The organism is Tellurirhabdus bombi (assembly GCF_021484805.1).
In the GTDB taxonomy this organism is placed as follows: Bacteria; Bacteroidota; Bacteroidia; order Cytophagales; family Spirosomataceae; genus Tellurirhabdus; species Tellurirhabdus bombi.
Window position 1 is genome coordinate 2,737,874 of the sequence record NZ_CP090557.1, and the last position, 25,108, is coordinate 2,762,981.

The 25,108-nt window shown below is 53.1% G+C and carries 18 protein-coding genes and 1 tRNA gene; 3 read left to right on the top strand and 16 right to left on the bottom strand.

Annotated features, from left to right (window positions below; all coding sequences use genetic code 11):
- Positions 1-22: 22 nt before the first annotated feature.
- Positions 23-1,408, bottom strand: a complete 1,386-nt coding sequence (locus L0Y31_RS11530; protein ID WP_234733216.1) for an MATE family efflux transporter — start codon at positions 1,406-1,408, stop codon at positions 23-25.
- Positions 1,409-1,977: 569 nt separating this feature from the next.
- Between L0Y31_RS11530 and hflX the strand changes: the two genes are divergently transcribed.
- From hflX to L0Y31_RS11545, 3 genes are all read left to right on the top strand, one after another.
- Positions 1,978-3,234, top strand: coding sequence for a GTPase HflX (gene hflX, locus L0Y31_RS11535; protein WP_234733217.1), 1,257 nt, complete (start codon positions 1,978-1,980; stop codon positions 3,232-3,234).
- 63 nt (positions 3,235-3,297) lie between these two features.
- A tRNA-Arg gene (locus L0Y31_RS11540) sits at positions 3,298-3,369 on the top strand.
- Between the two features lie 116 nt (positions 3,370-3,485).
- The gene (locus tag L0Y31_RS11545; RefSeq protein ID WP_234733218.1) at positions 3,486-4,688 is read left to right on the top strand and encodes a tyrosine-type recombinase/integrase; all 1,203 of its coding nucleotides are present in this window, start codon (positions 3,486-3,488) and stop codon (positions 4,686-4,688) included.
- Here L0Y31_RS11545 and L0Y31_RS11550 read toward each other — a convergent pair.
- The 15 genes from L0Y31_RS11550 to L0Y31_RS11620 form a co-directional block, all read right to left on the bottom strand.
- A complete protein-coding gene (locus L0Y31_RS11550) occupies positions 4,685-8,023 on the bottom strand; it encodes a phage tail tape measure protein (protein WP_234733219.1) in 3,339 nt (1,112 codons plus the stop codon). The genes L0Y31_RS11545 and L0Y31_RS11550 overlap by 4 nt on opposite strands.
- 10 nt (positions 8,024-8,033) lie before the next feature.
- Positions 8,034-8,513: a hypothetical protein gene (locus L0Y31_RS11555; protein ID WP_234733220.1), complete on the bottom strand. Its 480-nt coding sequence runs from the start codon at positions 8,511-8,513 to the stop codon at positions 8,034-8,036.
- Complete coding sequence (locus L0Y31_RS11560; protein WP_234733221.1) at positions 8,495-10,510, bottom strand: hypothetical protein; 2,016 nt, start codon at positions 10,508-10,510, stop codon at positions 8,495-8,497. Before L0Y31_RS11560 ends, L0Y31_RS11555 begins: the two co-directional genes overlap by 19 nt.
- Before the next feature lie 46 nt (positions 10,511-10,556).
- The gene (locus L0Y31_RS11565; protein ID WP_234733222.1) at positions 10,557-13,817 is read right to left on the bottom strand and encodes a hypothetical protein; all 3,261 of its coding nucleotides are present in this window, start codon (positions 13,815-13,817) and stop codon (positions 10,557-10,559) included.
- 10 nt (positions 13,818-13,827) lie between these two features.
- The gene (locus tag L0Y31_RS11570) at positions 13,828-14,310 is read right to left on the bottom strand and encodes a hypothetical protein (protein ID WP_234733223.1); all 483 of its coding nucleotides are present in this window, start codon (positions 14,308-14,310) and stop codon (positions 13,828-13,830) included.
- 1 nt (position 14,311) lies between these two features.
- Positions 14,312-14,743, bottom strand: a complete 432-nt coding sequence (locus L0Y31_RS11575; RefSeq protein ID WP_234733224.1) for a hypothetical protein — start codon at positions 14,741-14,743, stop codon at positions 14,312-14,314.
- Positions 14,744-14,883: 140 nt separating this feature from the next.
- On the bottom strand, positions 14,884-18,213 hold the full coding sequence (locus L0Y31_RS11580; RefSeq protein WP_234733225.1) for a hypothetical protein: 3,330 nt from the start codon (positions 18,211-18,213) through the stop codon (positions 14,884-14,886).
- A 12-nt stretch (positions 18,214-18,225) separates the two neighbouring features.
- Positions 18,226-20,307, bottom strand: coding sequence for a hypothetical protein (locus tag L0Y31_RS11585; protein ID WP_234733226.1), 2,082 nt, complete (start codon positions 20,305-20,307; stop codon positions 18,226-18,228).
- Positions 20,300-22,195 carry a hypothetical protein gene (locus L0Y31_RS11590; protein ID WP_234733227.1) on the bottom strand — a complete coding sequence of 632 codons (1,896 nt, stop codon included), beginning with the start codon at positions 22,193-22,195 and terminating at the stop codon, positions 20,300-20,302. Before L0Y31_RS11590 ends, L0Y31_RS11585 begins: the two co-directional genes overlap by 8 nt.
- Before the next feature lie 49 nt (positions 22,196-22,244).
- Positions 22,245-22,757 (bottom strand): hypothetical protein, encoded by a 513-nt coding sequence (locus tag L0Y31_RS11595; protein WP_234733228.1) that lies wholly within the window; start codon positions 22,755-22,757, stop codon positions 22,245-22,247.
- Entirely contained in the window at positions 22,757-23,449 is a 693-nt protein-coding gene (locus tag L0Y31_RS11600; protein ID WP_234733229.1) for a hypothetical protein, read from the bottom strand. Before L0Y31_RS11600 ends, L0Y31_RS11595 begins: the two co-directional genes overlap by 1 nt.
- 61 nt (positions 23,450-23,510) lie before the next feature.
- Positions 23,511-23,897, bottom strand: coding sequence for a hypothetical protein (locus L0Y31_RS11605; RefSeq protein ID WP_234733230.1), 387 nt, complete (start codon positions 23,895-23,897; stop codon positions 23,511-23,513).
- 6 nt (positions 23,898-23,903) lie between these two features.
- Positions 23,904-24,332: a DUF5675 family protein gene (locus L0Y31_RS11610; protein ID WP_234733231.1), complete on the bottom strand. Its 429-nt coding sequence runs from the start codon at positions 24,330-24,332 to the stop codon at positions 23,904-23,906.
- Positions 24,329-24,859, bottom strand: a complete 531-nt coding sequence (locus L0Y31_RS11615) for a hypothetical protein (protein WP_234733232.1) — start codon at positions 24,857-24,859, stop codon at positions 24,329-24,331. Before L0Y31_RS11615 ends, L0Y31_RS11610 begins: the two co-directional genes overlap by 4 nt.
- A complete protein-coding gene (locus L0Y31_RS11620; protein WP_234733233.1) occupies positions 24,816-25,103 on the bottom strand; it encodes a hypothetical protein in 288 nt (95 codons plus the stop codon). Before L0Y31_RS11620 ends, L0Y31_RS11615 begins: the two co-directional genes overlap by 44 nt.
- Positions 25,104-25,108 lie beyond the last annotated feature (5 nt).

Genomic DNA, 25,108 nt, shown 5'->3' on the forward strand with positions numbered 1-25,108 from the left:
ACTGCCTGCCGAATTGTTTGAATTAGACTTGTACCAGTTTCCAGCGTCCGCGCCTGAAAACCAGGATGGCAATAACGGCCAGTAACGACTCACTGATGGCTACCGCCCAGAAAACGCCATCCGGCCCCCAATTTAGCTGAGTAGCCAGAATATAGGCAAGTGGGATTTCGATGATCCAGAAGCAGATGATGTTGATGATGGTGGGAGTCTTCGTATCACCTGCGCCGTTGAACGATTGGCTGATCACCATGCCAAAGGCAAAAAAGATGTATCCCAAACAGATAATTCGCAGACACCGAACCGCGATGGCTACCACGGCAGTCTCCCGATTAAACAGGCTTACAATAGTGGAGGCACCGACAAAAAAGACAATAGCAACCACTAACAAAAACAGGAAGTTACAGAAAGCCGCCCGCCACGCCGATTGTTCTGCGCGGTCGGGTTTTCCGGCACCCAGATTCTGACCAACCAGCGTAGCCGCCGCGTTCGCCATCCCCATCGAGGGCAATAGTGTAAAAACAATAATGCGGATCGCGATGGTATAACCGGCCACCACGTCGCTGCCAAAAGTAGACAGCACCCGCGTCAGGAAAACCCAACTGGCCGACGAAATCAGAAATTGACCCGTGCCACCCACCGCTACGCTGAGCAGGTTGCGAATAATGGGTAAATTAGGGACTAAATCCGCCCGGCTAACTGTGACTGCATTGCCCTTGCGCCAGAACGCCGTTAGCTGATACAAGACTCCGCTGGACCGGCCAATGGTGGTGGCAACGGCAGAGCCTAGAACGCCCATTTCGGGAATTGGACCCCAGCCAAAAATGAAAAGCGGACACAAAACAATATTGACGCCGTTGGCCACCCAGAGCGAGCGCATGGCCACCGATGCTTCGCCTACACCGCGTAAGGCCCCGCTTAACGTATAGAGCAACACGATAGCGGGCGCACTGGCAAAGATCATGCGAGTAAAGCCCGCGCCGTTGGCAATCAGGTGTTCGTCGCCCCCCATCAGGCGCAGGATGCTATCACCCCAGATGGCACCGGGTAAGGCAATCATAATCGCTAAGAGTAACGATACCAGAATAACCTGGCCAACTACATTTCCGGCTTCGCGTTGGGCCCCTTCGCCCACGCGCCGGGCCACCAGCGCCGTGGCGGCAGTACTTAAACCAATCGCAACGGAGTAAACCAGCGTCAAAACGGATTCTGTAAGGCCGACCGTAGCCACGGCTTCGGTTCCGATCTTGGCCACAAAGAAAACATCGACTACCGCAAACAAGGACTCCATGAGCATTTCCAGAATCATCGGTACGGAAAGCAGGAAGATGGCCCGGTTGATGCTGCCGGATGTAAAATTTTTTTCAGAGCCGTGCAGCGCAGCTAAAAAAAGTCGAATGACTTTTGTCATGATAGAGCAAGAAAATGTGGTGTTGTTCGTCGGAAACAACCGAATAGAAAAAGAAAAAAAGGGAAGAATCGCCGGTAAGTAGGTGGACGATCAGGGAAAGAAAGACCGCGTAGGTCTTTAGCAGGTGAACTTCATGGGCCTAATGCTTTGAGCTGCAAACTTAGGCAATTTATGACAAAACTAAAGCAGTAATTGAGGAAACGGCCAGCGGTGCAAAAACCGAAACTTTTTGCAAATAGCGGCTGTTAATTAGATACCAAGCTACTTAATCGTTATTCAAGTGTAATAGGTCATTTCTCGTTTCGTTCGTTTTAGAGCTAAAAATCAACCATTTACTTAATTTCTGGTTTTCAGAGAATAAATCTTAACTACTTTTGTAACGCTTAAAGCCTTTTTACGCCAATGATTATTCTAGTTGCTTAATAGCCCCCACTTTCCTGCAACATCTCAATCCGAATTCTTTCGGACAGTTGCGTCTATTATTCCCCATTTGTACCTTACAATGTTGAGCCTGTCTGTGCGTGCATTTTCGGCATGTTCGCTGGGTCAACGCATCAAACTTTGTCTATATGATTGAAACACATAAACAACCCGAAACCGCTGTCTTGGTTGCGTTGGTAACGCAAAAACAATCTCCCGAAAAAACCCAGGAATACCTGGAAGAGTTAGCTTTTCTGGCCGAAACGTCGGGCGTTCGGACCCTGAAGTCGTTCGTGCAAAAGCTGGACCGACCCGATACACGCACGTATGTGGGAAAGGGTAAGATTGAAGAGATTAAAACGTATATTATTGAAAATCCGGTTGATACCATCATTTTTGATGATGATTTGACTCCTTCGCAGGTGCGAAATCTGGAGAAGGAATTTGAAGAAATCAAGGTGCTGGACCGGAGTTTGCTTATTCTGAACATTTTCTCGATGCGCGCTCAAACCGCCCAGGCGCGGGTGCAGGTCGAATTGGCACAGTATCAGTACATGTATCCGCGTCTAACCCGCATGTGGAGTCACTTGACCAGCCAGAAAGGGGGGGTCGGGATGCGGGGACCCGGTGAGAAAGAGCTCGAGACTGACCGGCGGATTGTGCAGGACCGAATTTCGTTCCTCAAAGAAAAGCTGGCCAAGATTGATAAGCAGAACGTGACGCGCCGGAAAGAACGCGATCGGCTGGTGCGGGTGTCGCTGGTAGGGTATACCAACGTTGGTAAATCAACGCTAATGCGGACGCTGGCCAAGGCGGATGTTTTTGCCGAAAATAAGCTCTTTGCAACGGTGGATTCGACAGTGCGGAAGGTGGTACTGGAAAACATTCCGTTTTTGTTGTCGGATACGGTTGGATTTATTCGTAAACTGCCAACTACATTGATCGAGGCGTTTAAATCGACGCTGGACGAGGTTCGCGAGGCCGATGTGTTGTTGCATGTCGTTGACGTGTCGCATCCGTCGTTTGAAGAACACATCGATGTGGTGAACAGCATTCTGGCCGAGATTGGCGCGAAGGATAAGCCGACGATGCTGGTTTTCAATAAGATGGATCAGTTTGAGCCGCGTGATGCTTGGATGGAAGCCGATGATGAATTTGACGACGAAGTACCGGTAGCTGTTCGCAGGCAAACCGCTTTGCAATACCTGAAGAAGACGTATTTGAATCAGCACGCTGAAGACGTCGTTTTTATTTCAGCTGAGCAGCGGGATAACATTGATGAGCTGCGTGATACGTTGTTCAAGAAGGTAAAGGAAAAGCATTACATGATTTACCCGAACTGGAAAGATATTGCCCTGAGTGACTGGGCGCAGGACGTAGAAGTCAGCGACGGTTTGGGTGTGTGACAGATTTTTTAGATTTTTGCAGTGCATAGACCTATAGCCCTCAAAACGCTATAGGTTTCTTTTGGTCTCGTAGTTCAACGGATAGAATAGAAGTTTCCTAAACTTTTGATATGGGTTCGATTCCCGTCGGGGCCACGAAACAGTGGTAAATGCCTCAAAACAGCTCGTTTTGGGGCATTTTGCGTTTCCGAACCGTTTCCGAATTGAATTTATCCGGGTATTTCCGAACACATTTAGCCAAATTTTTCCGAATGGGACAGTCACAGAATTTTTCTAAGAAACTGATAATCAGAAGCGAGTACGTAAAGAAAGATGGTACCTGTCCGCTCTATATTTATGTCTCCATCGATGGAGAATGGGAGCGATTGCCCCTAAAACTGAACTGGCCCGCACAATTTTTTGATAAAGCAGCTGGAGCCATTCTGCCCCGGATGAAGAATGACAACGACTATTCGGATTATAAGCTGATGATTGATACCGAAATCGGAAAGATTAACGAAATCTTTAAAACGTATCGGCTCTCATCGTCGATTTTGACCCTGCCAATTTTGAAGCAGGAGTACGCGGAGTTTAACAACCGGGAAAGTTTTACGAGCTGGTGGGAGCGGGATTTGAAGGAGCGGTATAAGCGGAAGAAAATCGAGTATGCCACCTACAAAACTCATAAGTCCGCCTTGGCTAAGTTTAAGGAATTTAAAGACCCGGTGCTCTTTCGTGACTTAACTCCCAAATTACTGGAGAACTACAAAGCGTGGCTGAAGACCAATAAAGACAACATTCCCACCACAGTTAATTCGGCCCTGCGCCGGATTCGTACCTACGTTTACCGCGCACTCGACGACGGCAAGAAATTTGCCAATCCATTCCCCCGCGTGAAGATTGCGTCCGATGAATCCATGCCTGAAGCGTTGACGGATGATCAACTGATGGGATTGCTGGCTATTTACAATGATAAATCCACCCCGGACAACTGGAAGATGGTACTAACGCATTTTCTGTTCTCCTGCTTTACCGGCCTGCGCATTGGAGATGCCCGGACAGTAACCCACGAAAACATAAAAGGGGAGTGGTTGATTCTGATGCCCAAGAAAACAAAACGGTACCATAAGGTAGTCCGCATTCCGCTGCATCCAATGGCTTTAACGCTGGTGAAAACGTCGCTGGGCAAACTGTTTGATACTTATTCAGAGCAGTACACCAACCGGCTCCTGAAGAAGGTTACCAAATATGCCAGTATTGATTTCAAGGTAACGACCCACACGGCCAGGCACACCTTTGGCACGTTGTTCATTGAGCTAGGAGGGGACGTTGTTACCCTGAAGGATTATATGGGTCACTCCAAGATTGAAACGACGATGAAGTATGTGCACTTATCGGAGAAACGGAAGAAAGAAAAGATTCGGGTTTTTGATAAACTGTTTCAAAAACCCGATGATGCGCAGGATGTGGCTTAAATGCTGGTTTCTTGCCGGATTCCCTGAACCCTGTTTTCGTACTCTTCAAACACTCGATAGTTGTTCTCAATCGGACGGTTAGCCAGCGCATCGATGTGACTGATCAATACATCCAAACGTTGCTCTACACCCCCTTGCGGAACAATGACCGGCTGAACCGTGGCGGCTCCAGCTCCGGTACTGGCTGGCTGTGAGCTGTAGGACAAACCCCTGATCTGGCCAGATAGCTGCAACGCATTCATGGCCCTGGCTAGATCGGCAACCACGGGATTCCGTAGGGATTCATTACTGAGAATAAATTCCGTCCCCGCCTCTCCAGCGATATAACTGCGTTTGCCCTGGTTGAAAAAAGTAGGTCGGCCAACATATCCAGACGGAATTTGATTACTTTCCACCATACCCGTAAAACCCCCATCTGCGAAGGCCGGTGCTTCAAACTTTTGCGCCCGAATCTGGCCAATGTTCATTGCTGCTTTTGCTGTGGTTATCCCAATTTGTGCGGCCATTGGCGCAGTACCTAACGGCCCCATTCCACTGTAAAAGGCAACGATGTCAGAGATGGATTCGTACAGGTTGAACAACACCTTCCCAATCGACATTGCCTGCTGAGCCACGTAAATGGCTTTCATCATTTTGACGTTGCCTTTGAAGAAGAATTTCGCGGCCTCCAGTCCCTCATTGACCGCATTCCACCGGCTAGCCCGCACCTGCTCATCGTGATCCAGTTCCAGCTTTGCCAGCTGATCCGCGATTTCCCGCTTTTTCGTGGCATCATTCTGATACAGAGCCAGCAACTTTTCCAGGCTTTCTTTTTTGGCTGCATACCGTTCTTCATCCCGGAATACATCATCAATGTCGCCATTCCTGAAATCGGCTCGATCAATCCGATTCAGGTTCAAATCGAGTTCGCGTTGCAGCTGAGCATCCTTATCCTGAATGTCCTGATCTCTGCGCTGCTGGTTAAACGTCTTTTCGTTCAGCAGGATTTGCGCCCGAAGCTCCTTAACTTTCTCTTCATTATCAGCGTGCAGGGTTAACAACGCAAACAAATGCTGTTGTTCCAGGGCATACTCCTGCTTCAGCTGATCAGCCTTAGAGGCTGTACTACTGATATCGGCCAACTGGCTTTTCTTCTCCCATTCCAGTTCTTTCTCAGTTTGAGCAACGGTCTGTTTCCATTCGATTTCGTTATGCTTATTCTGAAGCTGTTCCAGTTCTTTGTACATGACTTCCCTGATCTCGGCAATCTTCGCCTCATTGCCATGAGCCAGTTCAATCATCTTTTTGTACTTGAAACCGAATTGAATTTGCTCTTTTTGGTAGGCATCGCCCGCGTCCTCCAAGTTCTCCTGACGGCTTTTCTCCAGAAGCTTATTCAACTCATTCAGGTCTTTCTGTTCCTGACTAAGCTTATTAGATTTGTTTTTTTTACCCGTATTGATCTTGTCCGGGTTAGCGGTCGCTGATCCGCCTGGCTTGCCCGTGCCGGTGGCCGGTGCGTTTTCTGTTTTAGAGGTGGTTGCCTGGTCTAGGTAATCTCCCTGAAGACCACCCAAAAGCCGTTTGGATTCGACAATCTGTTTGCCGATCGCTTTCCGACGCTCCAGCGCCTGCTTCATTTCCTCATTGGTCAACTTGTGCGTGGTGGCGATATCGTCGGCAGAAATAGCGCCAACCTCTTTTTGGCCGGTGCGGATAGCCTGGTCAACTTCCCCGTATTGGCTGCGCAGGTTATTGAGCTTTTTACTGGTTTCGTCGATGGCGTTTTGATTCTGGTATTTCATCATCGCCTTTTGGGTTTCGATGAACTCCCTGGCTTTGGTGGTGCTCACGCCAATGATGTTGCCGTATTTGTCAAACTCATTGGCGGCCAACGGCACGATCTGCACGATCTGCCCCAATACCTTTTTCATCTCGGTTTGTTCGCCCTTCGATAGGTTGGTTTTTTTCTTCAACTCATCGTACCGGGTCAACAACGGATTCAGCGTAGACTCCAGCTTTTTCACTTCGCCCTGGGTGGTTTTAAACTCACGGACAGAATCCTGAGACGCATCATTGAGGCCCAGCAGGCTGGTTGTCGCGCCCACAATGGCGGCGGTAAAGCTACGCATTCCCTGGCCAGTCAGCAGGTCATCAAACCACTCCGAAAGCCGTTTCAGATTCACGGCTAAGTCGTGGTTTTTCTTGTTAAACTCGTTGGTCAAACTCGTACCGTCGATCATGGCTTGATTAGCCAGGTCTTGCTTTTGGCGCACAAAATCGGTTTGGTTGGCCAGCAGGCTCATCACCTTCGTCGCTTCCTGCGATTTAATGCCCAGGTCGTCGAGCCGTTTAGCCAGCTGATCAGCCGGTACGCCCTTCAAACTGTCCGCCAACTGAAGCAGAAATTCGTTGGGGTTGGTGTTGATCAGGTCTTTCATTTCCTTCTCGGTGATCCCCAGCTGCTGGGCAAAGATGCCCGTGTCTTTGGCGGCGGTCAACAGAATGTTGGAAAGCCCACCGGCCCCGATTTCGGCAGATAGCCCCAGCTCCTGAAGAGCTGCCCCTAATCCCATCGTTTCGGCAATCTTCGGTGCCAGGTCACCGAGCTGACCCATGCGCATGGTAAAGTCGGACACAACGGGAGCGGTTGCCGATCCCTGAGCGCCCAGCTCATTTAGGGCGGAACCGATATCGTTGATGGATTGACCGATTTCGAGATCCCGCGTTTCTTTAAACAGCTTGGCCATCGTTCCCGTGGCTTTGGCTACTTCTTCCACACTGCCGAACTCATCGCCCAGGGCAACGGATGCTTTGTCAGCATTCTCGACAAAGCCTTCCATTTGGGCCGTGGCCACACCCAACTGACCACCCACCACGGCAATATCCCGCAGGTCTTTGGTAGCCGTCCGGGTATTGATTTTTTTCAGCTTTTCGTTGAACGCATCGACTTCTTTCCCTGACATGCCGGTGGATTTCTCGATATCAGCAAAGGAATCTTTTAACGCCATGTTTTTATCGACCATCATGGGGATAATGCCCACCAGCTGCTGAAGTCCCGAGGTGATCAGGTTGCCCCCTACAATACCGGTTAGGGTGCTGCCCGCATTCTTTTTGAAGCGGTCCCAGGCACTGGCGGTTTCATTGATCCGGCCCGTCATTTCACGCTGGGCCTGGTTCAGCAGCCGTACCTGCTTCAGCTTTTCGGCGTAGGCTTTCGGATCGTCGGCCTCCCGCATTTTGTTCAGCTCCTTACGGGCATTCACGGCGGCGGTGGCCACTTCTTTGAGGGAGGTTTCAGATTGACGGCCATTCACCACCAGGTCAATGACCGCCTTTTCATTTTGCGTTGACATCGTTACAGAGTTACAAGGGTACGTTGACGCGGATAGAAAGCGTGTTTTCGAGGGCTTCCAGGGGAATGGTGACGTGGAGCCTGGCCAGCTCTTCCCGGAGCCGTTTTACTTCGTAGGTTTTGCGCTTAGAATACCAGGGGCGGCGGGTGCGGCCTGTTCTGCCTTCTTTGAGTTGACGGGCCACAATGCGGTCGGTATGGGTCACGGTCAAGCCTTTGACTTTTTTGCGCCCTTTGGCTTTGACAAAGCCCACGCCCATGTCCAGAAAGCGGCCATAGAGCAGGAAATTCATTACCACGCGGTCGTCACTCGCTGCCTGGTACCAGGTGCGTTTGAGCTGGCCACTGCGCCGGTTGCCTTTCCGCATCCTACGCCCGTAAACGTGCTCCTGAAGTTCTTCTTTAAAGTGATCAACCGAATATTTAGCCCAGGCCGAAAGCACGGCTTTGGTGTTGATCTTTTCGTTGATATCTAAACTATTGTAGTCCATAGAGGGTAGTAGCCATCACCTGGCACGACGTTAAATTCCACGCTGTAATCATCCCGTACCTGCCCAGTGGCCGTTTCCACACTGTACTGGTAAATGGTGTAATCCGTAAAGGCCATAAACTCATGCCCCGTGGCCGTGACCTGCACCACCGAAACCGTCGTACCCGTGAGGGCTTCGCGGGTGGTAAATTCAATGTTCACTGGCAGCGCACTGGCCTCCAGCGGCCTGGTGGCTTCCCGATCCGCCCAGAACGTAAGCGCCAGATCGGCCTTCTGGCGGGTGTACGTTTCGTTGCCCGAAACACCCGATTCCATGTTTTTGGTAAGCACATCGAGGCGCACCCAGATTTCCCCTTCGTAGGGCTTGTTGTAGCCCCCCTGACTTTCCAGATCAGACGGCAGCGTCTGCACTTCCAACCGCACCAGGAGCTGATCCGCCGCCCCGGCTTCAAACTGGAGCTTGCCCGGCAGGTAGCCCGCTAGAATATCATCTTCCAGGCGCAAACCGAGTCGGCTGTTGTTGTCCAGATCAGCCAGGCGCGAAACCGGCAAACGAAGGGACTGAGTGACTTTCTGGGTATTATCCCGAAAGAAATAATACGGACGCAGGAAGCGCCGCCAAACGCCGTAATAACCCTCCAGCTGAGAAAAGTCGGACGTAGCGAATGGGTAGGGTTGATTCTTGGTGTCCGCCTGAAAGCCCTGGTAGGTGACCAGCCGCAAGCCTACCTTGTTACGGCGGTTGCCCTGTTCATCCAGATACCGGGCGGATTCGCGGTAGATGGGGTCAACCAGGTTGCCGGGTTGATTCACCTGGGGCAGGTTCCAGAACGCATCGGCCACAAACTGACTCCCGGCCAGGCTCAGCTCCCGGAGCATTTTTGGTGCACCGGCCTGGAGCTTGATTTCCTGCTTAGCCAGGCCCACCAGCTGGGGCGTTGGCTCGACTTGCTTGCCTGCATCCTGAAACAACGTGTCAGCGTCGTCGATGTAATCCAGCACCTTAAAGCCCTTCAGGGAAGGTTCCTCGATGCCGTAGCCCTGGAGCTGAAACGGGGACACATCAACCAGGCGCGGCTGACGGCTGAGCGTCTTAAACGTCTGAATCCGGCATTCACGGGTGTTGGCGTTGAAGTTGTACAACAGTCCGTAGCGGGATCGGATCGCCTTCAGAAAATCCCCTGCCGACATTTCGGGCAAATGCATTCCCGTTTTAACCCGGAACGGTCGGTCGATCCGCCGCCCGCTCTGCATGGCCGTCATGTTCAGGATGCACAGGCGCTGAAATTCGGGATCGGTAGCCAGCTCGCCGGTCATGCGATACCCAACACCGGCGAGCAGCCGCTCCATGATGTAGGACAGATAAAAGAACGGAACGACGTGGTAACCCAGTGCAGTCTGCGTATCGGCCCAGAAGGTGCCATTCTGAAAGGTATTGACGTACGGACGGGGTTGGTAGCCGGGTAATTTCGATGAATTGAACTCCGTGCTAGGCTCCATGAAGCCCAAATTTTTTACCGGAAAAAAGGTAAGCGGAAACTGGCCAGGGGCCAGCTCCGCAATCTCTCGCATCCGGGTGGACAGACCCAGTACCGCCGCCTGGCCGTTGGCCGTAACGGGAACGCCCAGGTCAATCTCATCGGTCAACACCTCCAGCAAGCTTTTCTTGCTGAAAGCTTCCCCCAACTCGCCCGAATCAATCTTTAAATGCCCGTCCCCTTTGCCATCGGACAGCCGGTACGAAAATGTACACTGGCGGTACAAATGCCCCTGAAGCGTTACCTGCACGGGCAGCTCCATGCTGGGCTTTAACCGATCCGGGCGGTAGGCGTACTGCAAAAAGCGTTTGTTCGCCTCATTCAGCGGAAAGGAAATAGGATAGCTGAATGAACCCGGCAACGTATCATCCGCCATGAGCATGGATGCTTGCTCGATGGTGATACGCGGGCCGGGGAGCAGCTGGAGCGTTTGGGAATACAGGTTACGGATTTCGAGCATGGTGGGGTGAAAAAATTGAGGCTTTTTTGAAATTCATCAATCCACTTTATGGTTGCACGGGTCTGCCCAGTTCAACCATGCACTCTTTCACAATCGTTTGAAGTTGTGCGGCCTTGGTTTGCCCCAGCGTCCCTTTTGTAATACCAAAAGCTCCAATTGCCGCATTATTGTGCGGGTTATTAGACGCGTTTCCGGACAGCGTATGGAGGGTTATTTTTGAATTAGGATCCGTTGTATTGGCCATGTTCTCCCCGCCATAGGTGCTGTTCGTCACTTGATGGTTGACGCTATTGAGGTAGTTAAGCTGCGTTAAGGTTGACTGATTCCGTTCGCTGAAAATAAACCCAACGCCCGGCTGATAGGCATTATTGACGATCTCTGCGGCACCCAGTCCCCTTAACCTGGCTAGGTATATAATTGAAAGAGAACCAAAGGCACCCATATAGTTACGATTGGCCGTCACTGTTTCTGGCTTTGTGATTTGCACGAACAGGCCGATGCCTTGGGTCACATCCAGATCGGTTGCGTTTACGGCATACAGTCCTTGGCCCGCTGTTCCCCCAGTCCATCCATACAGCGGGTCATAATTAGAATCGGACATCGTATTGAGATAGGTCCCAATTCTGGGTGTTCGTACACCGTATAAATTCCCCCCTAACTCCCAGCCCCAAATAGGAACTTTTGCGGCTTTGGCATCCCCGGCACAAACACTCAGATAATAAATGTTTTCTCTTAGTCCCTGGGCATACACCTTCTGGATTACCTGACGGACTGCGCTTATTTGCGCCGGGGTCAATACTCCTCCGGCATCAGCGACATTGTCCAGGTAGTTTTGCAGATCGGTCTGTGGATTTTTCTGCAAAGAACTCGTTAAGCGCTCGTCGCTATAACGCCCCGTCCGGCCGTCGCGCAAGGTCAATAAGAAGGTAGAGGCGATGGGTTGGTTAACCGGCAGGTTATTCCGAAATACATTATTCGAAACATCGAATCTGGAATCAATTTTGTTACCATTCAGATTTAAGAAGTCTACGGTCACCGGGAAGCCCACAAACTCATTATCCTTGATGATCAACCGGGAGCCTTCCGAAAGAAGTACCTGGAGCTGAATCAGTCTTTTGTTCCAGGACGATACCGCAAAGTTTTCGGGGGGAGAAAACTCAAGATAATTGTTGCTGAAATTTACATTCTCGCTAAATCCTAGCAGGGGATTAGAGTTTGTCAGGATACTAACTAAGAACTTATTACCGGACACTTCATACATATTGCCCTTAGTTTTTATCGGGCTGAGACCTCCCAGATAACCCAAAAATACCGTACTTCCTTTAACCGTGTTATTGGTGTATCGCCAATAGCCCTGTGCCCATTGAGGCAGAACACTATTCACGTTTTTTACATAAAATCGACAATTGTTAACGATCTGGTAATCGGTATCGCCGATTCGTTGCCCCTGGATTTCACCGGTTCCAAAAACCGGCGTAGGGTTACTACTTTCGCACGAGGCATAGATATCGCAATCCTCGAAGGTGAAGGAGCCACTGGTAGAACCAATATTGATAAATTGGGCCGTAGGCAGGCTCCCTGTATTATTGTAATAGAATTTACACTTGTCGAACAGGCCCGTGTTGGCAAACTCAGAGATATCGATTTTGGTGTTGATGAAATTGCACCGCTCATACAAGCTCCGGGTAGCAGAACGAGAGATCTGCGTACTGAACAAGTGAGGAGCCACAAAATCACAATCTAAAAATGTATTTACGTGGGCATTGTCCGTGAACCAAAGCGACGCGTTGGCCGTACTTGGGGTATTGGGATGGATTTCGATTTTACAGTTTACGAACGTAGTACCATAACTCCCGTTAGTCCGTAGCAGGCGAATGGTGGGAATCGTCGTTGACGGGCTTTGTATGGTTAGGTTTTCCGCGTAGAAATTACGCGTGGTTGTATTGGTCACTTTGATGACCTGTCTACCCTTGGAAATTCGAGAACCGGCTGGTATGACCGTTCCCTCAGCGGCTGAGCCTTTACCTAGATTAGTGAAAGTGACGTTGCCCGATCCTATGGCCTTTAATCGGTATATATTCTCACCAATACTGTATATCCGGCCAGTGGGAGCAGACGGCAGAAAATCCGAGGTAATAACGACATCCCCACCAATTGCGGGTTGAACGATATCGGCGGTTAATACGCCCCAATACTCGGTATACTCGGTACTCAGATTCCTTACCAGATTGTGCTTAAGAAATAGACGACTACCCGAAATCCTTTCAACCTCGTTGAACTCGCCTAAATCCTGGTCATAGTAATGCCCCCCATTTCTTAGCATTACAATATCACCCGGCGAAAAATCAGCCGCCCACGCAGCGTCCTTTAAATCGATAAACTTGTCGCTTTTCCGACTGGTGTTGGCATAAGTATATACCTGCGCATCGGTTAGGGGGTTGTCGCCAATATTATTCGAATTGACGATATCAAAGGCAGCTTCGGAGGTGCCTGACCACGTAATTATCGTTTTATTCTTTCCTGACCCTATCAGCCTGAAATTATTGGGAAAACGTTCTATTTTAGTAGCAAATGTGTAAACCCTCGCAGACAGATACAAAACCCCGCCGCTTCCATTGGTCTCGACCCCTTCCGTTCTTACGGCATACCGAGCTCTGTTGAATGCTGTATTCACCTCCGTTGGAACGCTTGACTGGCCGCCAAACCAATCAAGCCTGGCCGACTGGGCCGTGATTTTTACGTTACCCATCCCCCCGAAAATCTGGTAGTCACCCGCCTCTATCACTCCTTCAACGGTCAATGTTGCGTTCGCAGGGATAACGATTTGCTGATTAGGCAAAAATTTTAGTGAAATGTTGGCGGGTATTGTCAGGTTTGATGCAACAGCAATACTGCGATCAATTTCTAATACGCGGGGCAACCCAAACTGGCTATTGATGAACCCCTGAAGGCTTGCCTGGTTCAGCGCCGTAAAAGCAGACGAAGGAAAAGGTCCTTGTGTCGCCGAGGGGAACAGGCTTTTGCCTGTTTCGCGTTTAACAAAACTTGCTGAATCCGCCTTGGCGGCTAAACGTTGCCTGACTACCGCTAAGCTATCCTGTAATTGCTTGTCAGGTACCAGGAAGATATCTGACCCTGTTGTGGGTGAAAGTTTGGGCCGGATCGTACCCCGTGGTACGGAAAAATCGTATAGACCCGGCGAAGTTGCTTTCTGGCCCGGCTCAGCGATTGGGACGCCCGTGCGAGCCTGGCCAAGGCTTAGCGTCGTTGAAAGTAGGAAAACGAAGAATAAGAGGTTCTTTTTCATGGTGATTTGATTAATCTTCCGCGTAGGCGATTACGGTGGCGGTGCCGGTGAAAAAATAGGGTGTCTGGTCTTCTGGATTACGTACGGGCGGAGCAATAAAGGTGGCAGTATTAACTGTTTTAGGAGTTAAACCTAAACCATCAACGATCTTCCCCGAAGCTTCTTTAAATCGAATGGGTAAAAACAGCATCGTCCCCAGGTTAGTAATCACTTCATCGCCATTCTTTTTGTTATCAATGGCGATGGTATAACGACCAACTAAGGCTTCTACCCGGGCCGCTTCCTGGATCACTTGCTGGCGTTTAAGTTCCACCTGTTGCGCAGCCAAATCGACTGCGTGGGTATCAGCCGCTACCTGCTGACGTTTTTGTTCCACCTGCTGGGCAGCCATGTCTACAGCTTCCCGATCCAGGGCGACGGCATCCTCTAATTCCTGCCGGATGATGCCAACAGCTTCTGGCTTAAGCCCGACTAATGTTTTTTTGTCTGCCATGCTAAAATTCAATTATAAATGATGGATATAACTGCCCTTCTGGCTCATCAGTAACTCTCACCCCTGCGCCGGTCGCCAGAGTGAAGGTTGTATCATCTTCTTCCACCAGAACAACGACTGCTCCGATGGCCGCCTGAGCTTGCTGTGCAGCTATCACAGCTTCGTTTGCCGCTTCGATGAGCTTTTGGTCAAGCGGCTTGATGACAATTTCTTGAACGGCGTTGATCTGCTTGATTTCAATCAGGGGAGCAGTCGCATTGCTGGAATTGCTACCCGAATCGGTAGGTCTGAACCGCCAATCTGCCTGCACGGTGCCATCCCAGAATATTTCGGCCCGGTGCTTGTCGGAGAGTTTCCCCACCTGAACTAGGTTAAATTCGACGTAGAAGTACGGCCCTTCCTGGGTCACTTCGGGCTGTCTGTCGGTAGGCATTTCGCTGCCGTCCGGGAGCAGCATTTTTACTGCGAAATCGGTGGGGGGAACCCTTCCGTCGAAACGGAAGGGCTGTTTGTAGGGTCGCCGGTTGTAAATCTTCGATTCCAGTTTTTCCGGCTCTGAGCTTACTACTGCCATTATTGCGTGGATTTGATAAAGCGAAAACGAGGCTGTCCATTCTGGTTGTACCAGTTTATGAGGTCGCCCTTAAAGTCGGAGGCGTTCAGGTGCGTGTTGGGATCGTAGGTGTAGGTGTGCGTAGGCTGGCCTGATTTTCGACCCGTGACCTTATCCATCCGGGCGTATTGACGGGCTGTCTCCAGCGCCAGGTTCCAGGCAGCGCCCGGGTATGAACCGCCATCCTGATCCTGGCACTGAGCCAAAAACGTAATGTGTTGCCCCCCGGCTCCTTTGGCGGCGGCCACGGCTTTCTGGGCCATCTGGTACCCGCCTTCACTGCCATCAACCAACCCGTTATTTCCTTGCAACGAAGCAGTGTAATAATCCTGTTCGGTTGCGGAAGGAGCTTCGGGATCGTTAGCCGATAGCGAATGCGCCGCCGCCAGTGCCCCATCGAAGGTCATGTTATAGCTCGGCGCCGGGTTCTTTTTGAGGTACACCCGGACGGTCTGACCAGGGAAGCGGGAAGCCAGCCCCGAACGCACAATCTGAAGCAGTTCCGGCGTGTTCCAGGAACCAACGAATACCCCGCCGCCTTCAACGCTCTGGCCTACGTCGATGAAAATCGGCAGACCGGGCATGACCTCGTAAATGGCCACGGCCTGAAGCAGCAGGGCATGGCCCAGGGTGTAGGTCCGGTAGTTTGTAAACAGGCGGTTGGCCTGCTGGGTCAGGGCACTCCAGGCGTTGCCCTCATTGACTTGCGGCAGCTGGGTACCCCCCGGCAGGTTGTAATACGACACGTAGCCTTGCCGGACTACTTCGTGGAAATCCGAGTATAAAGGCGGACTTTGACCCAGATCACCCGCCAGGTTGCTTTCTTCGTTCTGACCCGCTCCCAGCAAGGCGTAGGTTAACGTTCCCGATAAGTAGTACGGTTTGAGCAGGTTCGCCAGGTGCTTGACATAGGTGTAACGCGCCCGGACGGCAGGGTTGCTGTTGTTATAGAGTTCGCCCGCATTAGTGAGCGCCTGCACGCTGTACTCGTAATGCTCCACAGACCGAAGCAGACCCACGGAAATGTTACCGCGCCAATCCCGCTGACACTGATCATCGGTCAGAAAGCTTCCTTTTTCGTGGTAATTTCGCAGGCACACGGGCCGGAAACCCATTTTGGCGCCGTTGGCCTGCGCCCAGTCCATAATGCCCTTCAGCTGCGTAGCCCGTTCCTGGTTCCACACCCCCGGCGACGTTTCCCAGTTATGCCAGAACTGACTCAGGGCCGCGCCCCACTTGATTTCAGGATGCGCTCCGTTATCCGTAGCCGCGTTCTTGAACTGCGTCAGGGCGCTGGTATGCTCACCAACATTATTGTTGTTCAGGTAGTACGTCAGGGCCATCTGAGGCAGCGCAAACGAACTAACCGAACCCGTGGGCGGATTCACCGGGGGATTCACCACCGGCGGATTGACCACCACCGGCGGCGTAACTGCGCTGCCACTGGCACCCACCAGCACGGCGTGAATGGCATTGCCTTCCAGGGGAATGTCGATGGTCTTGTCGTTGCCCAGCTCCACGGTGATCGTCTTGCGGGCACCGGCGGAGCAGAACAAATCGCAGGCTACCACGGCCAGCTTGCCGTTACCCGAGTAAATTTTCACAATCGGACGGCGGTAATGGGCCGATTGCAACAGCCCCGTCCCGTCTGCCGGAGCCGCGTACACGACTCCTCCCGACGACCAGGTGGCGTGCCGGGCCGTCACCTGGTCCGTGCCTAAGTGGGCGAGGATCTTGGCGGCTTTGCGAACGCCCGCGTAAGCGGCATCGTACCCAATGTAGGGAAAACGGGGGCGGCTGGGTTGCCCATCGGGAACGTAGGGGAAGCTGCTGTTCTGGGACGAATTGGGCATCCACCAGGTATGACTGGGTTCCCACGCCGCCCCAATTTTGTTGGGGTCATCGATGTGGTTGTTGGTGTCACTCCAGAGCAGCCCGCCCCCGCCTTCGATCATGTGCGCGACCCAACAAAGCTCAATGCCGATGATGTCGGGAATCATTCCCGCCACGTACCGGACCTTGCCCCCGGGGCTGGTTGTTTTTAAATCCCACTGCGTACTGCCCCAGCGTGAATTATCGTCGGGGGTTTCGCACCAGGGCCACATAAAGAGCAGAGCAGGGCGATCCGGCGTCTGCTTCTTTTTGACTTCGAGTTTAAAGAGCGTTTTGACCGTAAAATCCGGGTCCCCCGGATCATCGGCGTAATGCTGGTTCAGCGGTGTAATGCCCGCCGAATGAAAGCTCTGGTTGTTCCACCGAATCTTGAAAAACGGGTCGTCATCGCCGTTGGGCATCTTCCGGGCATTGCCAATGTAATAATGCCGAAAGTCCGGGTGCAGGTAGTTTTCGTTGGGTACCGGCAGCTGCACGTTCTCGCCGTAGCCCGAGGTATTGATCTTATTGGGGTATTTTTGCCGGATGGTGTAGTTATAGGCCAGGTTGCCCGGCCCCAGAACGGGACTGGCATGGGCGGGATTTTTGGCCTCGGACGTCTGCTCGATAAACAGGCCGTGCGGAATGCTGTTCACCCCGGCATTGGCTGCCTGCACGCCCTGTTCCCAGGTCGGAGCCGCGTGGGGTGGCCAGATCACCGGTCCGGTATAAGGCGCGTGGCCGATATACGACGAAAACTCCTCGCCATTGGGAATGTAGTAAAGCTCGGTTTCCCAGTCCAGTCCACTCATCCGGTTGCCCGCCGTTCGTAGCTCGAAGAATTTCCAGCCCCGGTCTTTTAGCTCCTGATTCGTCGCTTTACCATCCAGAATCGAGCCGCCAAAGACTTTGTTGGCCAGCGCGGCTTTTTCGGCGGACGTAAGCGGCGGTGCGTTTTTCCCGTGTACTGCCAGCTGCCCCTCCGAACGCAGGTACCACTCTTCAAACAGGGGCAGTAAAAGGCCAGTCGTGCCGTTGCCCGTCAGGGTCTTGGCCACAATGGGTACATCCGGGCGGTAGGAATCCCGGATGTAGGCGTTTTGCCGAATGACCCAGCTGCGGTCGCCGCCGTAGTTGCGCCAGTCATCGACGTACTTCCAGCCGTTGGGGCCGGTCTTAACCTGGGATTTGGTCCAGAAATTATAAATGACAAATTTATGGTTGGCCGGTACCGACAGGTCTAGCACGGGGCTATCGTGCGGATTGGGGTTAATTACGTAGACTCGGTTGTACCCCGGCGGGGGAGTCTGACTTTGCCCCACGGGGTCCGTTAGCCGCATCGTGTACTGGGCATCGACAGTCAGGCCAGTGGCCAGCAGGGCGTATAAGAGGGAAAGAAACCAGATTTTACGGTTCATCGGTGAGTCGTATTAAGATGATAGTTGATTGGATACACTAAGCGGGAAAGGATCGTAGGCCACGCCACCGCGCCCGTCGTCTACCTTCAGACGGAAGTAGTAGGTTCCTTCACTGGGTGGGGTCACCATCCAGCGGCGGGTCGAAGCATTGAAGCTTGACCAGGCAGGGAGCGGGCCATAGTTGCCGTCACCAAACGGCGAAAATTCCACGCCCCAGGTGAGCGAGTCCCCATCCGAATCGCTAAAACGGTCGGCGGGAAAATCAAAGGGCGTAGCCACCCCGGTATAGGCCGTCAGAAAAACCGTCTGGGATTGACGCACCGGGGCATTGTTCGGCCCGCCAACTTCGGGAACTAACACCGGCGACGATTGGTCCGTATTTCCCTCGGCATTACCACCCAGGCTGTTGTAGTGGTTGACGTACTCGGTGTAGACCGGGTAATAGCGCACAAAGTCTTTCTGGTTGCTCATGCCCACCCGGCTGGGGATATCGAACTGAATGATCTCATCACCCCGTTTTACCCAGATCGTGGCCGGGAGCTGGGGCGTGTGAGTCTGATTCTGCAACGCATCCCGGAAGCCCATGAACCAGCCCGCCCCCTGGGGGACGTAGTACTGGGCCGGATAGCCCGTATATTCCAGAATATTGGCGTGATTGAGGGTATTCAGCGGCAATGCATTATTGGCCACGGCTTCAGTTACGAAATAATCGGTATTGTAGTCGTAGGAATCACCTCCCAGACCCCGGAACAGAAAGCGCATGTGCGGCGCGTTCAGATTCGTGGTGGTTTTGATGCGGGTAAAGAGGTAGGCCACTTTTGAGCCGCCTCCGGCCCAGGCAACATCGATCCACTCAATCACATCGCCCCCAAAGCCCTGCATGTAGAAGCTTACCGCCGTGGTGCCCGCCGAATTGGTGAAATTTAGGGTTATGGGAGTGGTGGGGAAAGGCTGACTGATGTTGCCGGTAAAGGCTCCGTAGGTACCCACGGATGCATCAAAGGTTACCCCGGTGGGCAAAGGCGTCGATGCGTCAACGCTGACGGTTACCGCCAGCGAACTAATTACCGTATCTGCCGGCACAACCGTTGATTTAGGCGTACCCACCTGAAACGACATGGCCGCAATGGGCTTGTTGGCGTAGGGCTTGGATGGCCCCGGCCCCTCACCGCTGTTCCCGTCCACCGGCAGCACCTGAATCCCATCGACGGCGCTGGGAATAACCACCTTGAATTTATAGACGGTGGTTTTGGCATTCTCATCGCGGATATACACCCAGATGGGAGTATTGGACGGAATGCCGGTGGTAGTAGCCGACGGATTAAGCGGACGCCGCAGGTTAGGCTTGTTTTCGGTCCACAGGTTACTGACGGGCATCCAGACCCCGCTGGAACCTGGCCCAACGGCACCCGGTGGTAGCGGCTCATCATCACCCACCCAGGACATGGGCGCACCATCGACGCGCACCAGCTTCATTTTTACCCGTTCGGCGGGCAGGTTCGAGACAGCCCACAGACTCGTCTGGCCGGTCGATGCGCGGCTTACCTGGATCGACTCGATGAAAGGGGGCCGACCAGCCACTTCATTGACGGCCTCGGGAATAAACGGCGCGATCACGTCGAACAAATCCTGCCCATTGAGCTGGGGCAGGATCATCGTCGCCAGCTGCTTGGGCGTTAGGGCCAGCGGCTCGTAGAGTCCCCCATTCACACGGTACCCAATCCCGCCAACCATACCGTCCGATACCTGTTGCAGGTAACTAAAATAAGGCCGGCCAAACAGCTCCAGCGCCCCGCCTTCTTTCATGACGGCCCCGGTGCCTTCTACTTCATTCCAGAAACGCGACGTATCGGTTTCGTCGTAGTTACCCAGACTCCAGCGGTTGCGGAGCTTGCCGTCTTTGTCCCGGGTCTGGCCGAGTAGGCCGCCCTGTCCCTGGTAGAGCATGAGCATATTGCCCAGTACTTGGATTTCCTTGCGAAACTCCACACGCCCGTTGATGAGCATTCGCATGATCGTCCCAAAGAGATCGACAATAAACTCCAGATTGCCGTCTTCATCGCCGGTGATTTCACCCGCTCGTTCGTTAGCCATTTGTTTTACGTTTAAAAATGATAAGTCCTGCCATGCCTAGCTTCCGGCCCGTTTCCGCGCCCAGGGCAGCGATACCGTCCAAGCCTGGCTTATGGGTCAAGTCATTGAAAGAGTGAGCATGGCCTTTCGTAGCGAATAGGGTGCTGGCCGTTTGCTGGGTGAGGTAGCCCGCCAGGCTGTGGTTGCCCCAGCCAAACGCCTGGTTCCAGTTATTGACATCCCCCGGCGTTAGTGTGCGGGCCACTTCGGGCACGGTATTATCCCGCGCAAAGACGGTTTCGGCAGGTTGCACCGATACGTTCCCCGCTACCTGCGTACCTGGTGGGGGCAATACATCCCCGTCCGTGAGTTCGCCCTGGTGGAGAAATTCGTCCTGGAACAGGTACACGATCTCGAATTTGTGGGCGAATGTGGTGTCCCCGTCCTTTTTCTGCTTGATCGACTTGCTGAGCAGGCCAATCGGAAACTGTCGATTCGGGAGCAGGTGCCAGCGCTGGCGGGAGCGGTAGAAGTCGTGAAAAAGCCGCAGTACTGGCTCATTTTGCCATCCCGTGGCCACTTCCAGACGCTGCTGCACCGCTGTGTTGTACTCGACGAATTGCCCGTCGGATAGCTCGTAATTGGCGGGCAGGTACTGCTCCGCCTGATCGTGGAAAACATCCAGCTCCAGCGAGCCTTTTCCGTGCGTTTTGACAGTATCAATGGCCCCAAAGCTGTTGACGTATGCCAGATAGCGCACGTACGGCTGTTGCCGGTAATCGACGATATACCGGTACTTTTTCGACCAGTAACCAAAGGCATTTTTCAGCTGGACAGTGTACTCCTTCAGCAGGCGTCCCTGGGGCGTATTAAGCCGCAGACCCAGCTCATCGACACCGGTCGGGAATACCGCTTTGGCGTAGGCCGGAATGCTCAAACCAGGCAGCAAATCAATACGCGTGCGGGTCGAATCGTCGTCAAAGGTCATGGTGACCTCCAGAAAGGAAAAGGTGATTTCCCCGCGCAGGGCCAGAAACGACAAGTATTGCGGTTCATCAACGCGGACGTAGCGGGTAGATGGCCCCAGGCGCAACGCCCGATCCTGCTCCGGGGCATCCGCACTCGGACGGATCAGATCAATGAGCTGCACCTTGCCCTTCAGCTCGTAGGGCAGACCGCCCCAGTAGGCGTATTTGGTAGTATGCTGGGTCAGGCGTCCAATGTTGGCCGGTTCGCCCCAGGCTTCCCCATAGCGGATGTAATACGCCCGTGCGCTGGCCGTGCACAGTTTTGGCTGCACGGCATTCCAGTACGGCAAATCCGCCTCCAGCTCACTGTGCAGGGTTCCCGATAGGTCAATACGGGTCTGGTCTTGGTCGTCAAATTCGAGGGGGCCGTCCCAGATGCGTTTAAAGTCGGAAGAGCCAATTTTCTGGCAATACACTTGCACGTACACGCTGTAGCGCTCACGCTTAACGGGATCAACGCCCGCCGTGGGATTAGCCACGACGATGGTGCCCTGCGTGCGCGGGGCCAGGTTGTACGTAGGTCCGGGCTGACGCGCCGTAAAAATCAGCTGAAACCCGGCATCATGAACAATGAAATCTTCTTCGATGGGGTAATAATCCCGGAAATACGGCAGGATGCCGGTGATGTAGGTTGGATCACCGTTGCCCGTGGGGAACTCGTGGGGTTCGGTGGGAGTATCGCGGGCAATGAGCTGAAGGCTGCGCCCTTTCCAGAACAAATGCACAATGTCCCCGTCGGCTACCGGCCCGCCAAAGCCAACGCTCGATACCGCTTTGGTGCCGACCAGCAGCGTACGCGCATTACCGGAAAAGACGTAGCTCGTACGGCCCCCTTTGGTCAGTGCAAATTGATCCGGTTGTTCTAAAATCGTTACCCCCATGCTCCAAAATTGGGCCTATAGGGGTCGGCAAAAAACGACATCAACCGACCTAAAACAGGTCGTCCGGGCTAAGCAGCAGCGAAATCGGTACCTGCCAGGTAAACGAGTAACCCCGGCCTACCCAGCCATCGCCCAGCATGGTGATCGGCTCACCGGGAACGCTTTGCAGGTCGAGTTGAATGGTGTTTTCATTAAGCGGTCCACACAGGGCATCTTTCAGCATCAGAGCCAGTACTTTCATGGCCACCGTCCGGCAGATTTGTTTGGCTTCCAGTTTGGCCTCCCGATTATTTTGGGCCTTACGAATCACGGCAAAACTGCCGGAGATTTCGGCGTGGTAATTATCCCGTCCGGCGTTGGTGACCTGATCCAGAAAGTCCTCCCAAATCAGTATATTTTTATCCACTTTCAGTTCGGATCGGGAAGCCTCCTGAACCTGGCGGGGATTACTCACATCATCCACTAGCACAAAAGCGGGGGCATTGTCGCGGTGAGCAATGGCCGTTAGGCGCGTGGCCAGGCTTTCGCCGTATTGGTGGTAGAACGTGTTGAAATCCTTCATTACTTTTTCTCCAGATTGGTTTTAAACTCTTCGGATTCCTGAATCATCTTGTCCAGGGTGGGCAGGACTAAAAACAGGTTGGTCTGCTCCAGCTGCTGAAACGTGCCCAGGGCACCCGTGTTACGCGCCAGATTCAGCCCCACATCCAACCAGGTGCCGGAAGCGCCCCCACTTTCATCGCTTCGCTTGAACAGGTACTCAAATTGCACCGGGAAGGCTTCCATACAGCCGGTATAATTGAGCAGAATGCCGTGCAAAACCGCATCCGAAAGCCGCAGAAACCGCTTCTTGGCCCCTTCCAGCCTGCGCCGGTCGAATACCGCCCGCTTGCCGTCACTTTCCTTTTGCCAGGGAAGGGCACGGGGCTGGTACAGCACAGCGGCCAGCTCGGCCAAGTCTTCCCGGTTTTTACCGGCGCGGTACCGCGAAACGGCGGCTTCGGCAAACATAAACTCCCCGAACGTCAGGCACTCCAGGTTATCCCCCGGACCCACGTACGTGCGAAAGCCCAGGCAAAGCCGGGACATCATCCAGCGCGTGGGCAGCTGGTGCAGGAACTCGAGGAGTTTGAGTAAACGCGTCAGCTTTTCCCCGTCCAGCCGCTGGAGCCAGCGCCCCGGAATCCGGTACCAGAGCTGAAGCAGGACAATCTGCCCTTCCAGACTCGCCTGGAGGGTGAGCTGCCAGCGCATGAATTGAAGGAACTGCTTTGGGGTCAGTTCCTCCCAGGATTGGGGGCCGGTGAAGCTTTTGCTACGCTTCGGCGCTCTTAGCTGTAAATGGTGCATCCTGAAGTTTTGCTTTACCGTTTCGAGGCAGGGGACGTAATTTTGTTAGCAGCTCCTTATGCATCTGCTTTCCCTCAATACGCTGCAATTCAGTCAATTCGGTGAGCTTTTCAATAGCTGTTGTCGAGCGGTTTTGCCCGTGGATCATGTCGCGTTGCATCGTCAGCTGAGCGTCGTTCTGCTCCCGGACCAGCTTAATGGTTTGTTCGTTGTGGCCCAGCATGGTGGCCGTCATTTGCTCGTCTTTTTGCTTGAGGTATTTCCAGACGATGGTCAGAAAAATCAATAAGACGCCCGATAAAATGGACGTTTCAAATACCTTGAGCAAGAGTTCTGGCGTGAAAAATTCCATGTCTTTTTACGTTACGGTGATAAATACTTTTTCCTTTTTTTTGTGGGCGGCATTCAGGTGCACCATGAGCCGCTTGTAGGCTTTTTTGGAATTACCCAGGAAGCTCCCGGACCGGTTTTCTCCGACCAGAATGCAACCGTCGGTATCGACAACGGTATTGCCAACGTGAATGCGTATTCCGGCAAAATAAAGCACCTCCAACAGTTCCGGCATGACCACCTGAAAGCGGTTGGAAAAGCTCAGCACCACCCGGTAGACCCCCACCAGAATGGCGGTTTTCCCGTGGATTTTCCCTTTGCCGCCCGGCTCGATTTCCCGAACGGGATCTTCCAGGGTGTGGCAGCGCATCAGCAGCGTGTCGTCGTCGGCCCGCACCTCCAGAATGCCGCCGGTGTAGGTGCCCGTCAGGTCGGTGCGTTTGAGGGTCAGTTTCATAGCAACATGATTAAACCCGCCACACCCAGCAACGCACCACCCGCCCCAAACTGCCACCGCTGTTTTCTCAGGCCGCTCAGGTATTCATCGTAGACCAGGCTCAGCTGCTCTGGCTGGAGCACCCGTTTCCGGTACCGGCGCGGCAGCAGGTTTTTGAGCGCGTCCAGACTGTTGGTGGCCAGTCTCAGATCGACCTCGGAGAGTTCCAACGCATCGCGGGCGGTGTGATAACGGCCCGCCAGATCGGTGTATTCCTGGCTCCGCTGCTGGCCAAAACGCCGTTGGGCAGCCAGGGCAGTGTCCAGTCCCGCAATTTCCGCTTTGAGGCTATCAACCGCCTTTTTGGAACGTTTGCTCAGCTCATCCGCCGCCGCTATTTTGGTTTTGATCAGCTCGTAAGTAGGCTGATTGATGGCCACGCCCTGAGCGAACGGGAACGGGTCTTTCTGGCGTAGGGGCCGCACTTCCTGGGCAAAGACCAGGCTAAGGGAGGTCAACAGTAATGCTGTCGTAAGTAACGCGCGCATTTTCATAGTTATCAACAGTTTGGTTGTTACGCTTTCGGAGGATAATGACCCGGTTGCGGGCTTCTTCAGCCCGGAGCAGCAGGGTGTCGGAAAAAGAGGGCGGCAGGACAATGGTGGTCACCGCTTTGGGGCGTGGCTTCTGGTCGCAGGACTGAAAGCATAGCGTGGTCATCAGGCCCAACAGGACAATGATCAGCAGCTGGAGCGATACCAGCACGCGCTGGAAGGTCATTTCTTTTTTCATGATCA